Raw genomic sequence first — 13,976 nt, 5'->3', positions numbered from 1 at the left:
CGATGGAGGTACAGAGGATCGCGTTACCCAATCGTCATCAAGCTGGCATTTCCTCCTGCTGCCGCAGTGTTCACGCTCAGCGCGCGCTCGATCACCAGGCGTTCCAGCGCGATGTTGGTTTCGCCGTGCGACAGACCTTGAACCCCGACGATAGCGCCAGCGCGTTTGGCGACTTGCTGGCAGACCGCTCGCAGTTGGTCGGAGTCGCCGTGATGCAGGACTGCATCGATGACCACTTCGTCCTTGTTCCAGTCAGCGATCAACTGGATGCGTGCCTGTACTTCTTTAGGCAAGCGAGCGCGCAGCGGTTTGCTCACGTCGTTTTCCGGTACCACAGCCGTGCTACCGACGGCCAATACGGCGGCCAGCTGGATCAACAGGTCAGCTTCGATGTCCGCCAGGCACAACACGTGCTCGCGGGGCAGCAGGCTGTAGCTGTTGCGTTCGCCGGTCGGGCCGTTCAGCAAGCGGATGGTGCCGCTTTGCGATTGCTCGGCGAACTGTTTGCACAGCGCGCCCAGCGCGTCTTGCTGGTGACTGCTGGCCCAGGTTTGCAGAGCGCCGAGTGGTTTGCTCATGGCTTCACGCATCTGGGTGTCGGGTGCCGCCAGCGCATCGCCGCGAGCGAAGGACTGCTCGATGGCATCCACCGGGCGGGTCGACAGCAGGCGATAGAGGTACAGCGGTCCACCGGCTTTAGGTCCGGTGCCCGACAACCCTTCACCACCGAACGGCTGCACACCCACTACAGCGCCGACGATGTTGCGGTTGACGTAGACGTTACCGGCATTGACCTTGTCGACGACCTTGGCGATGGTTTCGTCGATGCGCGTGTGCACACCGAGCGTCAGGCCGTAGCCCGAAGCGTTGATCTGGCCGATCAACTGGTCCAGTTCCTTACGCTTGTAGCGCACCACGTGCAGCACCGGGCCGAAGATCTCCCGTTGCAGTTCGTCGAAGCTTTCCAGTTCGATCAAGGTGGGCATCACATAGGTGCCGCGCTTGATTTCCGCGCTGTCGGCAATCGCCATCTGGTACACGGTGCGGCCTTTGTCGCGCATGGCCTGGATGTGTTTCTCGATCCCGGCTTTGGCCTCGGCATCGATCACCGGCCCGATATCCACGGACAAACGCTCCGGGTTGCCAAGACGGCACTCAGCCATGGCCCCTTTAAGCATTTCGATCACGCGGTCGGCAGAGTCTTCTTGCAGGCACAACACACGCAGTGCCGAACAGCGTTGACCGGCACTGTCGAAGGCCGAGGACACCACGTCGATGACCACTTGTTCGGTCAGCGCGGAGGAGTCGACGATCATCGCGTTTTGTCCGCCGGTTTCGGCGATCAGCGGGATCGGCCGACCTTGTGCGTCCAGACGACCGGCGATGTTGCGTTGCAGCAAGCGTGCGACTTCGGTAGAACCCGTGAACATCACGCCCTTGACCCGATCATCACCCACCAGACGTGCACCAACCGTTTCACCACGGCCAGGCAGCAGTTGAACCACGCCCTCAGGGATGCCGGCTTCCAGTAACAAGCGCACCGCTTGTGCAGCAATCAGCGGGGTTTGTTCGGCGGGTTTGGCCAGTACCGGGTTGCCGGCGGCCAATGCGGCGGCAACCTGACCACTGAAAATAGCCAGGGGGAAGTTCCACGGGCTGATGCAGACCACTGGCCCCAGGGGACGATGCGCGTCGTTGGTGAAGTCGTTGCGCGCCTGCACTGCGTAGTAACGCAGGAAGTCCACGGCTTCACGCACTTCGGCGATGGCGTTGGCGAAGGTCTTGCCGGCTTCACGCGCCAACAGGCCCATCAGCGGCTGGATTTCACCTTCCATCAAGTCAGCGGCACGTTCCAGGATCGCGGCGCGTTCTGCGGGGGGTGTCGCCTGCCAGATAGGGGCGGCGTTGAGCGCGCACTGGATGGCGTTATCGACGTCGTCCAGATTGGCTTCCTGAACGTGACCAACCACATCACGCAAGTCCGACGGGTTCAGGACAGGCGCGAAAGCGCCAGTGCTCGCCGGGCTGCCGAGCATCGGCGCGGCTGTCCAGTCGTTGTGCGCGGTTGCCAGCAATGCCGAGGACAGCGATGCGAGGCGGTGTTCGTTCGCCAGATCGATGCCGCTGGAGTTGGCGCGAGCCGGGCCGTAGAGATCACGCGGCAGCGGGATACGCGGGTGTGGCAGACCGAAGCCGCCTTCCTGCGTCGCCATCTGCTCGATGCTGCTCACTGGATCGGCCACCAGTTCCTGAATGGCGATGGAGTGGTCGGCGATGCGGTTGACGAACGAGGTGTTCGCACCGTTTTCCAGCAGGCGACGTACCAGATATGCCAGCAATGTTTCGTGGGTGCCGACCGGTGCATAGACCCGGCATGGGCGGTTCAGCTTGCCATCGGCAACCTTGCCCACCACTTGTTCGTACAGCGGTTCGCCCATGCCGTGGAGGCACTGGAACTCGTACTGGCCGGGGTAATAGTTCTGACCGGCGATATGGTAGATCGCTGCCAGGGTATGGGCGTTGTGCGTGGCAAATTGCGGATAGATGACTTCCGGCACCGACAGCAGTTTGCGTGCGCAGGCGATGTAGGAAACATCGGTGTACACCTTGCGGGTATAGACCGGATAGCCTTCCAGACCGTCGACCTGGGCGCGTTTGATTTCGCTGTCCCAGTACGCGCCTTTCACCAGACGGATCATCAGTCGATGGCGGCTGCGACGGGCCAGGTCGATCACGTAGTCGATCACATACGGGCAACGTTTCTGGTACGCCTGAATCACGAAACCAATGCCGTTCCAGCCGGTCAACTGCGGCTCGAAGCATAGGCGTTCCAGCAGATCCAGCGACAGTTCGAGACGGTCGGCCTCTTCGGCGTCGATGTTCAGGCCGATGTCGTATTGTTTGGCCAGCAAGGTCAGCGACAACAGGCGCGGGTACAACTCTTCCATGACGCGTTCGTACTGCGCGCGGCTGTAGCGCGGGTGCAGGGCGGAGAGTTTGATCGAGATCCCGGGGCCTTCATAAATGCCACGACCATGGGACGCTTTGCCGATGGAGTGGATCGCTTGCTCGTAGGACGCGAGGTATTTCTGCGCGTCGTGTTCGGTCAGGGCCGCTTCACCGAGCATGTCGTAGGAGTAGCGGAAGCCCTTGGCTTCGAAGCGGCTGGCGTTGGCCAGGGCTTCTGCGATGGTTTCGCCGGTGACGAACTGCTCGCCCATCAGGCGCATCGCCATGTCTACGCCTTTGCGGATCATCGGCTCGCCGCTTTTGCCAATGATCCGGCTCAGCGAAGAGGTCAGGCCTGTTTCATTGTGGGTGGCGACCAGTTTGCCGGTCAGCAGCAGACCCCACGTGGCAGCGTTGACGAACAGCGAAGGGCTGTTGCCCAAATGCGGCTGCCAGTTGCCGGTGCTGATCTTGTCGCGAATCAGTGCGTCGCGGGTGCCCTTGTCCGGGATGCGCAGCAACGCTTCGGCCAGGCACATCAGTGCCACGCCTTCCTGGGAGGACAACGAGAATTCTTGCAGCAAGCCCTGGACGATGCCGGCACGGCCGCCTGCGCTTTTCTGGTTGCGCAGTTTTTCGGCGATGCTCGCGGCCAGCTTCTGGGTGGCCTCGGCCATGCTCACTGGCAGGCGCGCCTGTTCCAGCAGCATCGGTACCACTTCAGGTTCCGGGCGGCGATAGGCAGAGGTAATCGCTGCACGCAAAACCGATTGCGGCAGGATGCTTTCGGCGAACTCGAGGAAGCACTGGTGGGCGATGTCTGCTGGCAGGCCGACGTGGTCGTCGCCATCCTTGAGTGTCAGCCCGTTCAATTCCGTCAGGGTTGCACCCCCTTCGAGTTTTTCCAGGTAGTTGAAAATCGCCTGCTTGATCAACCAGTGTGGCGTGCGGTCGATTGATTGAGCAGCAGCTTTCAATCGCTCACGGGTAGGGTCGTCAAGTTTGACACCCAGGGTGGTCGTCGCCATTTTTTGTCCTCGTTATCGCCACCACGGTGTGGCATCAGCTGGCGCTCAGATTAGCCTCGCGTTTGCCGGGGTGCAACCTAGTGCAACCTATTTTCATCGGAAATTGTTTGCTCATCTCGAAAAACGAGTGGCGCCCTGAATCAAGCGCGCTCTTCTGGTGCTTTTAATTATGTAAAAGCGCTGTTTTGCTCCGAAAAGAAGCAAAAAACATCCCGATACGTAAAAGAACCGATAAGGTGCAACTTATTTTAAAAAAACTGGTTGCACCTTATTTGCATTGTTGACTAGGATTCGCGGCCAAGGTGCAACCTGGTAACCATAAGGTTCATCTGCTGACATTTTCCTGGGGAAATTTCAGTCAAACGCGCGGTCAGTAGTTCATGCATGCGACGCGAGTTCTTCGTTTCGACTTGTCTGATAGCCGCCGCTAAATAAAAACAATGCCAGGGCGCAGCTCAATGATTGTCAGCAACCCAACCCTGATCACCTTTGTGATCTACATCGCAGCAATGGTGCTGATCGGCTTTATGGCCTATCGCTCTACCAACAACCTTTCTGATTATATTCTGGGCGGTCGTAGCCTCGGCAGTGTGGTCACCGCGCTTTCGGCTGGCGCATCGGACATGAGTGGCTGGCTGTTGATGGGGCTGCCAGGCGCCATTTACATGTCAGGTCTGTCGGAAAGCTGGATCGCAATCGGCCTGATCGCCGGTGCTTACCTGAACTGGCTGTTCGTTGCGGGGCGGCTGCGGGTGCAGACCGAACACAACGGCGACGCATTGACCCTGCCGGATTACTTCACCGGCCGTTTCGAAGACAAGAGCGGGCTGCTGCGGATTATCTCGGCCATCGTGATCCTGGTGTTTTTCACCATCTATTGCGCATCGGGCATCGTGGCGGGCGCTCGCTTGTTTGAAAGCACTTTCGGCATGCCTTACGAGACCGCGTTGTGGGCCGGCGCTGCCGCGACCATTGCCTACACCTTCGTCGGCGGTTTCCTTGCGGTGAGCTGGACCGATACCGTGCAGGCCACGCTGATGATCTTCGCGTTGATCCTTACGCCGATTATCGTGTTGCTGGCCACCGGGGGCATCGATACCACATTCCTGGCGATCGAAGCGAAAGACCCGACCAACTTTGACATGCTGAAAAACACCAGCTTCATCGGCATTATTTCGTTGATGGGTTGGGGTTTGGGCTACTTCGGCCAGCCGCACATCCTTGCGCGATTCATGGCGGCGGATTCGGTCAAGTCGATTGCCAAGGCGCGTCGCATCTCCATGACCTGGATGATCCTGTGCCTGGGCGGCACGGTAGCCGTGGGCTTCTTCGGTATCGCGTACTTCTCGGCGCATCCTGATCTCGCCGGCCCCGTCGTTGAGAACCCGGAGCGGGTATTCATCGAGCTGGCAAAAATCCTGTTCAACCCATGGATTGCCGGTGTGTTGCTGTCGGCGATTCTTGCGGCCGTGATGAGCACCCTGAGCTGCCAGTTGCTGGTGTGCTCCAGCGCACTGACCGAAGACTTCTATAAAGCCTTCTTCCGCAAACGCGCCTCGCAGACCGAGTTGGTGTGGGTGGGTCGCAGCATGGTCCTGTTGATCGCGCTGATTGCTATCGCCCTGGCCTCCAATCCGGATAACCGGGTGCTGGGTCTGGTCAGCTATGCCTGGGCAGGTTTCGGTGCTGCTTTCGGTCCTGTGGTACTGATCTCGGTGCTGTGGAAGGGCATGACGCGTAACGGCGCACTGGCCGGTATTCTGGTCGGCGCGATCACCGTCATCGTCTGGAAGCACTTCAGTCTGCTGGGTCTGTACGAAATCATTCCTGGCTTCATCTTCGCCAGCATTGCCATCGTGGTCTTCAGCCTGATTGGCAAAGGTCCAACGGCTGGCATGTTGACGCGCTTCGATGCGGCCGAGAAAGAGTTCAACGACGCTTCTCGCTGAGTGAATGGATGGGCTGGCTTACGGCTGGCTCATGTTTCAAAAAAAACGGCCCGCATCTTCAGGATGTCGGGCCGTTTTTTGTGTGGGGTCGTTTTTAGTGAGCGGTGTGATCAGGTTTAGTTGTGGTCGATGTCCAGCTTATAGAACGTCGCCATACCGCCTTCACTGGTGTAGCCGGAGTTGTCCTGGGTATAGACGCCAGCCTTGAAGTACAACGGCTTGTCACGCCAGGTAGCACTGATCGGGCTGCTCCAGTTCGCGTCGCGCACACTAACGCCCAGGTCACCGCCCGCGCTTAGATGAATGATGTATTTGAACTGAACATTGAGCGGCACGTCCTCGGCGATGGTAATCACACGGCTTTCTTTGTCGTCAAACCGATTTCGTACTTTGGCGACAACAATGCCGCTCTTAGTAGCGTCCTTGTATTGGTATTCGACCTTCAGCAGCGGCTCGGTACTTTCGTAGGCGTGAATCTGGCCGATGACGATTCTGCCCGACGATGGCACCTGATTGACTGCGAGGGTTGCGCGCAAAAAGTGATCACCGCTGGGGTACAACCAATTGTGCAGCGTGCCATTGGAGTAGGTTTCACGCAGTTCGCTGCGCGGGTATTTGGCGTTGGCGGTGCGTGAGCCCGTGACGGGTGACCAGAAAAATACGGTGCCGTTTTCGGCGTGAAAATATTTGCCTTTGTAGCCGTCGACCAATTTGGGCGTGTCGATAGTCGCCGGGGGGGAGCCCACGGGGATGCTCAAATTCCAGGATGCCAGATCGATCATTGTTCAGTCTTCCAAATATGTCTCATTGCCAGCAGGAAAGCGTCTAGCGCAAGGGTTTGGGCGCGACCTTTATACGGGCTGAACGTGCGTTTGTTAATGCTGGCCCGGTGACTGGATGGCGTCAAAGTGCCTCTATCTCGGCGCAAACACCCGTGCGTGACTCCCTGAGGCGATATACCGTTAGTCGGCTCGGGTTGAGTTTCGTTATTGGATATTCGTTAGCCAGCTTCTGCTTTTGCTGTGGCAGGGCTAGAGTAAGTCGCTATTGGGACTTCGGGCCTCCTCGGCACTCGGGCGTAAGAACCATAGGGATATACGTAGCATGGAATGCTTGCAATCAAAGCCACTGGATGGCTGCTCTGTCTTGTTGGTAGTGGATGACTACCCGGAAAATCTAATCACCATGAGTGCGGTCTTGCAGCGTCAGGACTGGCATGTGGTCACGGCCAGCTCCGGGGTGGAGGCCTTGAATCTCCTGCTGGAACTGGATGTCGACCTGGTCTTGCTCGATGTGCACATGCCCGGCATGGATGGTTTCGAAGTCGCTCGCTTGATGCGTGGCAGTCAGCGCACGCGATTGACGCCGATCATTTTCCTGACTGCCAATGAACAATCCCAAGCGGCTGTCCACAAGGGCTACGCCAGTGGTGCTGTGGATTTCCTGTTCAAACCCTTCGATCCGCACATTCTCAAGTCCAAGGTTCAGGTATTGCTGGAGCATCAGCGCAACCTCCGTGCCCTGCAAGCCCTGACCCACGAGCTGGAAGTCGCACGGGCCTTCAATGCCTCGGTGCTGTCCAATGTTGCCGAAGGCATTCTGGTGGTCGATGAGGCGGGGGTGATCAGTTTTGCCAATCCGGCGATGTGTCGGTTGCTGAATGCCAGTGCCGAGGTGTTGTGCGGTTCCGAGTGGATCGATTACCTGTTCAAGCCCCACGTCCTGCAGTGGTCGGAATCAGAGTTCTATCGCAGCTATCGCAACTCGGATACTTACCGGATGCACGACGCCGTCTTGCGCACATCTGAAGGCCTGGAAGTGCCCGTCGCACTGTCCTGCGCGCCGCTGCCGGCTGAGCAGCGGTCGATGGTGCTGAGCATTCTCGACATGTCGGTGGTGCGCACCCTGTATGAGCAGCTTGAGCGTCAGGCAGTTACCGACTCACTGACGGGTCTGCTCAATCGACGTGGGTTTTACCAGGCAGTCGAAGGCACGTTGTTGCGCAGCGATGCCGCTAAATCATGGGCTGTGCTGTACCTGGATCTTGACGGTTTCAAGCGAGTCAACGATTCGCTTGGTCATGATATCGGCGATCAGGTGTTGCTCTGGGTCGCCGAGCAGTTGAAGGACTGCCTGCGCCCTTATGACATTCTGGCGCGCATGGGCGGTGATGAGTTCACGGCGGTGATTGATGGCCTGGACTATCCGGAGCAAGCGGCGATCATTGCTGAAAAATTGATCGAGCGGGTGTCGGTGCGCCAGCAGATCGATGGTCTGGAAATCACGCTGGGCGCGAGCATCGGCATCGCGACCTATCCCGAATGCGGCTCGAACCTCGACAGCTTGCTTCGTGCGGCGGATATCGCGATGTACGAAGCCAAGCGTGCGGGTCGTCAGCAATACCGTTTTTACGATCCTGAGATGAATGGCCGCGCCCGCTCGCGCCTGATGCTCGAGGAGAGTGTGCGCACGGCCATTGAAGGCAATGACTTTTCATTGGTCTATCAGCCTCAGGTTTACATCGCCGATGGTCGCTTGCGGGGCTTCGAGGCTCTATTGCGCTGGCAGCACCCCGGTGTCGGGGACGTGCCGCCGGGCGTGTTTATTCCGCTACTCGAAGAAACCCGTCTGATCAATCGGCTGGGCAGTTGGGTGTTTGAGCAGGGTGCTGCGCAACGCCAGGCCTGGAACGCTACTTTTGCGCCGGAGCTGGTACTGACAGTGAGCGTCAGTACCGCTCAGTTCAGCATGCCCAATCTCGCTGCGGAACTGCTGCGCGCCATCAGCCAATACGATTTGCAGCCGCATCAGCTTGAAGTTGAAATCACCGAAAGCTCTCTCGTGCAAAACCAGGATCACACGCGCAAGCAACTGCAGGCGTTGCGTGAGACAGGCGTGCGCATTGCGCTGGATGATTTTGGTGCAGGTGACTGCTCGCTGGCTCTTCTGCGCGATGTTGAGCTGGATACCTTGAAGATCGACCGCCACTTCGTTGCCGGTTTGCTGGCTTCGCCGCGCGATGCTGCAGTGGCACGCAGCGTTATCGACCTGTGTCGTCAGTTGGGGGTGTTGGTGATTGCTGAAGGGGTGGAAACTGTCGAGCAGTATCAATGGTTGGCGGAGAATGGTTGCCAGCTGGTTCAAGGCTCTCAGGTTGCGCGTCCGCTGACCGCCGATGATGCCGCGCAGTTTGCCCAGCCGTTCGATGGGGTTGGGCTCAACGTGAGCTGAATTCGGTACACTGGGTGCTTCCAAATCTTCGTTGCTCCTTATGACCGCGCCAGCCCTCTCTCCCTTGAAATACCTGCAAGCCTATCCGCCTGCCTTGCAAGACCAGGTGCGTCAGTTGATTGCACAGAATCGGCTGGACGCCTACCTGAAGCAACGCTACCCGGAACGGCATGCCGTGCAGAGTGATAAAGCGCTGTACGCCTACGCTTTGGCGTTGAAGCAAGAGCATCTGCGTAATGCGCCGAATATCGACAAGGTGCTGTTCGATAACCGTCTGGACCTGACGCATCGAGCGCTGGGTCTGCACACGGCGATATCTCGTGTGCAGGGCGGCAAGCTCAAGGCCAAGAAAGAAATCCGCATCGCGTCGTTGTTCAAGGAGGCCGCGCCAGAGTTTCTGAAAATGATCGTGGTGCACGAGCTGGCGCACTTCAAAGAGTCCGACCACAACAAGGCGTTTTATCAGCTTTGTGAGTACATGCAGCCCGGCTACCACCAGCTGGAGTTCGATCTGCGCATTTACCTGACCTGGCGCGACCTGCAAGGCAAGGCCACCGAATGAGCCTCGATAAGGATTTGACGATGGACGTCAGCAAGACCAAAAGCAGTTTTTATCGCCGGTTGTATGTGGCGTATTTGATAGACAGCCGGATCGCCAGCAGTGTCCCCGCGTTGATGGAGGCCACCGGCATGCCACGTCGCACGGCGCAGGACACCATTGCCGCCCTGGCCGATCTCGATATTCTCTGCGAATTCGAACAGCTGGACGGCGCACGCAATCATGCCGGCGGTTATCAGATCCGCGCGTGGGGTGCGATCGACAAAGACTGGATTGCGCAGCATCTGGTGCAGATCAAAGCGGTGCTGGGTTACCCATAAAGCATCGGCTCAGCTAAATAGCCGGGCGTCGCATCACTCCAGGTCGCGGCGCATGCCGATATGGGGGATGTCGTCTTCCAGATACACCTCGCCCACCGGGGTGAAGCCATAGCGTCCGTAATAGCCTTGCAGATGCGCTTGAGCCGCAAGGTAGATCGGTTGATCGGGCCATTGCTTTTCAGCGTGTTCCAGCGCCTGAATCATCAGCGCGTGGCCCATGCCTTTATTTCGCGCAGTGGGGGCCGTTACAACCCGACCAATCACTACGTCGCCACCTTGCTGGATGGGGTCAAGCAGGCGCAGATAAGCCACCAGAAGATCGTGTTCCCATGCCATCAGATGGCAGGTGTCACCGTCCAGATCCTGACCGTCGACGTCCTGATAACAGCACTTTTGCTCGACCACGAACACTTCGGCACGCAGCTGCAGAATGGCGTACAGCTGTTCCTTGCTGAGATCGGTATGGTGTTTGCAGACCCAATTGATAGACATATGACAGACTCTGAATAGACATTCTGGTCGAATACTAAAGCCCGCATCGTGCGGGAGGCCAAACAAAACTGTAGCGACTTAATGCTGAGCGCGGTGATTCAGGTTGGCAGGTCTTGATAAAGCAGTAGCTGCGTGCAAAAAAAATCAACCTGTCCAGTGGCATGGCTTACGGGATCAGCTTTTTGCTGGCAAGCACCGTGTTAAAAAAATTTCTTGAACTGGCGCTCACATCAATCACTCATATGCGTTGTGGCGGCTCCACGATGAGTATTCAATTGAGGCTGATAGCCATCATCCGGATTGGTTGCCATGTCATATTTGTGTAATCTGCATTGAGCCTCTGGGTTCCGGGTTTCATGGACCACTGTTAATGAGAGTCCAAGCGTAACGCGCCCTTTATACGGTGGGCGATCTGCCCGCCTCAGGAACTTGAGCATGCCGCGACTGCTTCGAGCCATGGGTTTGATGGGTTTGTTGTTGCTGACGCAAGCCGCCGCAGCGGAGAAGCTACGTTTGGTGGCCGATGCCTGGCCTCCATTCACTGATATCAATCTGGTTAATGGCGGCCTCGCCACTGATCTTGTCAGTACGGCCCTGGCGCGTGCGGGATACGCCAGTGAGTTCGAGCAAGTGCCGTGGGCAAGGGCGCTGCAAGGTATTGGAGACGGGCGTTATGACGTGCTGGTCAGTGCCTGGTTCAATAAGGAGCGAACGCTGATCGGTGAGTTCTCGAACGAGTACCTGCTCAACCGGGTGCTTTTTCTTAAACGCAAGGATTCGCCCATCGAGTTCGACAACCTGAAGGCGCTGCACGCTTATCCGATTGCCGTGGTACGCGGCTATGCCTATTCATCCGCTTTCGACAGTGATCCCGAGCTGCAAAAAGTCCCGGTGCACAGTTTCTCCATGGCGGTGCGCATGCTGGCGGCAGGACGGGTGGCGCTGGCGGTGGACGACGAATATGTCGCTCGCTACAACCTCGGCCGTGAAGTGCCTCGAGTTCGCGAGAGTGTTGAATTTCTGCCTAAGCCACTGAGCGAGAACGGTCTGCATATCCTGGTCAGTTTGAAGAACCCCAATCATGCGCAGATTGTCGCCAGCTTTGACCGAGGCATTGCCGCGATGAAAGCCGATGGCAGTTACGACCGGATGTTTCGCCTGCACGGGCTGTAACGGGCGGTGTGAAAACGTTTCAGGCTTCTGCTGGCTCTTTGATCAAGTGCGCAGCCAATGTCCGCAGCGGTCCCAGTTGCCGGCCGATCAATGCGAGTTGGGTTTGCACCAATCGCTGACTTTCGTCCATGTCATCGGGCATGTGCTCCAGATCGCTGGCCAGCGCTTCTTCGGCATCGCTCTGGATCGCTACCGGTTGTTTATTGGCCAGGCTTTGGGCGATTTCATCAATGCTCGCTGCCAGGCTTGCCGCAGCACCCTCAATCAAATGCTCGCGTACTTCGGCCGGCAACTGGGTTTCGCGGTGCGCGCCCAAGCCTGAGAGGTAGCTCAGCAACGTGTGCGACAACACCAGAAAGCGAAAGCCTACGTCGGCTTCTTTGCGGAAGTGCCCCGGCTCCATCAGCATGTTAGCCAAGGTGGTGGACAGCGCTGCATCGGCGTTGTGCGCGTTGCGCCGGGCCAGACGGTACGTCAGGTCATCCGTTTTACCGCTGGCGTACTGCTGCATGATCTGGCGCAGGTAAATGCTGTTGCAGGTCAGGGTGTTCGCCAGCACTTTATTCAAGCGCCGCCCCTGCCAGTCCGGGAGGAACAGGAACACGGTCAGCCCGGCAATCAAGCTTCCGAGCAAGGTGTCGAACAACCGTGGAAGGAACAGCCCGTAACTGTCGCCCACCTGATTGAAGCAGAACAACACCATCAAGGTGATTGCCGCCGTCGACAGGGTGTAGCGGGTGGTTCGGTTGACGAAGAACACCACGCCGGCGACCACGGCGAACATCGCTTGAACCAGCGGGCTGGGGAATAGATCGAACAACGCCCATCCTGCAGTCAGGCCTATCGCCGTGCCACTGATCCGCTGAACCAGTTTGCGTCGGGTTGCGCCGTAGTTGGGTTGGCAGACGAACAGCGTCGTCAGAATGATCCAATAACCCTGCGTCGGATGCACCAAGTGCACCATGCCGTAACCGATGCTCAACGCCAATGGCAGGCGCAAGGCATGGCGGAACAGCAGCGAGGTGGGGGTCATTTGCAGGCGCAAGCGATTCCACACGTCCTTGAGGGTGTGAGGCGAGCGGTCCAGCAGGCTGCTGTCTGTGGCGTCGGCCAGGCTGTCGGGGTTGCTGGCATCTTTGATCAGGCGATCGAGGGTGCCCAGGTTCGCGGCCAGAGCGCGTAAAGAACGCAGGAGCCCGCGCCATGCCGGGTTGTTCTGGGTGCGCAAGTACTCCAGCGAGGCGTGCAAGTCTTCCAGCGCGTGGGCAAAGCCCTCGTCGTAGATGAAGGGCTGACGCAACTGGATCGACTCCGACAGCAAGCGGCAGGCGACCCCCTGTTGGCGCAGCAAGCGCAAGCAGCGGAACAGCACATCACTGTGGAAGAACGCTTCGGCCAACGCGTTGTAGGGGTAATGCGACGAACTGGCGCGCTCGTGAATGTCCTGGGCGAGAAAGTACAGCTTCAGATAGCGGCTGACCTTGGCGCCGGGCGGACCATCGCCGACGCGGTGCAGGATGATTTCCTTGGCGGCATTCAGGGCCGCGACGACGCGACCGTTCTGCTGCGCCAGTTTCAGTCGGCGCCTTTCAATGTCGAGCTGTCTGACGGGTTCGAACAGCGTCGCCTTGAGCTCCAGGTACCGCCCCAACTCACGAAACAGGCGGGCCAGGCTCTGCTGTACCGGCTGATTGGAAAACAGCATTTGCCACAGCACCGACAGCAGCCCGTACCAGGCGGCGCCGGCGACCAGCAGCATGGGTTCGTGCCAGAAATCGTTGACCTCGCCCCCGCGCTGATCCACGCCGATCATGGTGTACACCGACAGAATCAGCGTGGCAGAAGCGATGGCACCATAACGTTCGCCCAGGGCGCCGAGCATGGTCAGGCCAAAGGCGGCCAGCGCCAGCGCAAAGACAAAAATCAGGGGGTAGGGGAATAGCAGCTCGACCGCAAGCGACGCGACGCTGAAACACACCAGCGTCACTGCCAGCGCGTTCAGGCGACCCTGCCAGCTGTCATCGGTTTCGGCCAGGGCGCTGGCGATAATCCCCAGGAACACCGGGATCAGCAGGCCCATTTCATTCTGATACCAGCACAGCGCCATGCTGCCGGTCAGCGCAATAAACACCCGCACGCTGTAGCTGAACTTATCCAGCGCCCACAAACGACGGAGCGTATGACGAAAGGAAGTCGATGACATAGGTGAGCTAACGGCCTTGTTCGCTGGTTTCTTTAAGCATTCAGCTGGATTCAGCTAAGTATGTACAGCGCC

The 13,976-nt window shown here is 58.4% G+C and carries 9 protein-coding genes; 5 read left to right on the top strand and 4 right to left on the bottom strand.

The window, feature by feature from the left end; translation table 11 throughout:
* Positions 1-23: 23 nt before the first annotated feature.
* A complete protein-coding gene (gene putA / locus AC1MEA_RS05355; RefSeq protein WP_480917042.1) occupies positions 24-3,977 on the bottom strand; it encodes a trifunctional transcriptional regulator/proline dehydrogenase/L-glutamate gamma-semialdehyde dehydrogenase in 3,954 nt (1,317 codons plus the stop codon).
* A gap of 458 nt (positions 3,978-4,435) precedes the next feature.
* Between putA and putP the strand changes: the two genes are divergently transcribed.
* Positions 4,436-5,926, top strand: a complete 1,491-nt coding sequence (gene putP, locus AC1MEA_RS05350; protein WP_480917041.1) for a sodium/proline symporter PutP — start codon at positions 4,436-4,438, stop codon at positions 5,924-5,926.
* 116 nt (positions 5,927-6,042) lie between these two features.
* Here the strand turns inward: putP and AC1MEA_RS05345 are convergent, their stop codons facing one another.
* Positions 6,043-6,708: a polysaccharide lyase family 7 protein gene (locus AC1MEA_RS05345; RefSeq protein WP_480917040.1), complete on the bottom strand. Its 666-nt coding sequence runs from the start codon at positions 6,706-6,708 to the stop codon at positions 6,043-6,045.
* A 322-nt stretch (positions 6,709-7,030) separates the two neighbouring features.
* Here AC1MEA_RS05345 and AC1MEA_RS05340 point away from each other — a divergent pair, with 322 nt between their 5' ends.
* From AC1MEA_RS05340 to AC1MEA_RS05330, 3 genes are read left to right on the top strand one after another with little or no spacing between them, the layout of a single operon-like run.
* Positions 7,031-9,157 carry a putative bifunctional diguanylate cyclase/phosphodiesterase gene (locus AC1MEA_RS05340; protein ID WP_480917039.1) on the top strand — a complete coding sequence of 709 codons (2,127 nt, stop codon included), beginning with the start codon at positions 7,031-7,033 and terminating at the stop codon, positions 9,155-9,157.
* 40 nt (positions 9,158-9,197) lie between these two features.
* Positions 9,198-9,719: a YgjP-like metallopeptidase domain-containing protein gene (locus AC1MEA_RS05335; protein WP_219064466.1), complete on the top strand. Its 522-nt coding sequence runs from the start codon at positions 9,198-9,200 to the stop codon at positions 9,717-9,719.
* A gap of 20 nt (positions 9,720-9,739) precedes the next feature.
* On the top strand, positions 9,740-10,036 hold the full coding sequence (locus AC1MEA_RS05330) for a winged helix-turn-helix domain-containing protein (protein WP_219064498.1): 297 nt from the start codon (positions 9,740-9,742) through the stop codon (positions 10,034-10,036).
* 33 nt (positions 10,037-10,069) lie between these two features.
* On the opposite strand, the gene AC1MEA_RS05325 is transcribed toward AC1MEA_RS05330, so the two are convergent.
* Positions 10,070-10,528: a GNAT family N-acetyltransferase gene (locus tag AC1MEA_RS05325; RefSeq protein ID WP_480917038.1), complete on the bottom strand. Its 459-nt coding sequence runs from the start codon at positions 10,526-10,528 to the stop codon at positions 10,070-10,072.
* Positions 10,529-10,963: 435 nt separating this feature from the next.
* Between AC1MEA_RS05325 and AC1MEA_RS05320 the strand changes: the two genes are divergently transcribed.
* Positions 10,964-11,701: a substrate-binding periplasmic protein gene (locus AC1MEA_RS05320; RefSeq protein ID WP_480917037.1), complete on the top strand. Its 738-nt coding sequence runs from the start codon at positions 10,964-10,966 to the stop codon at positions 11,699-11,701.
* A 19-nt stretch (positions 11,702-11,720) separates the two neighbouring features.
* Here the strand turns inward: AC1MEA_RS05320 and yccS are convergent, their stop codons facing one another.
* Positions 11,721-13,904 (bottom strand): YccS family putative transporter, encoded by a 2,184-nt coding sequence (gene yccS / locus AC1MEA_RS05315; RefSeq protein ID WP_449634347.1) that lies wholly within the window; start codon positions 13,902-13,904, stop codon positions 11,721-11,723.
* Between the last annotated feature and the right edge of the window lie 72 nt (positions 13,905-13,976).

The organism is Pseudomonas sp. ASL8, assembly GCF_056680355.1.
The sequence above is the reverse complement of the archived record's forward strand: the minus strand, read 5'-3'. Positions and strand labels throughout refer to the sequence as shown.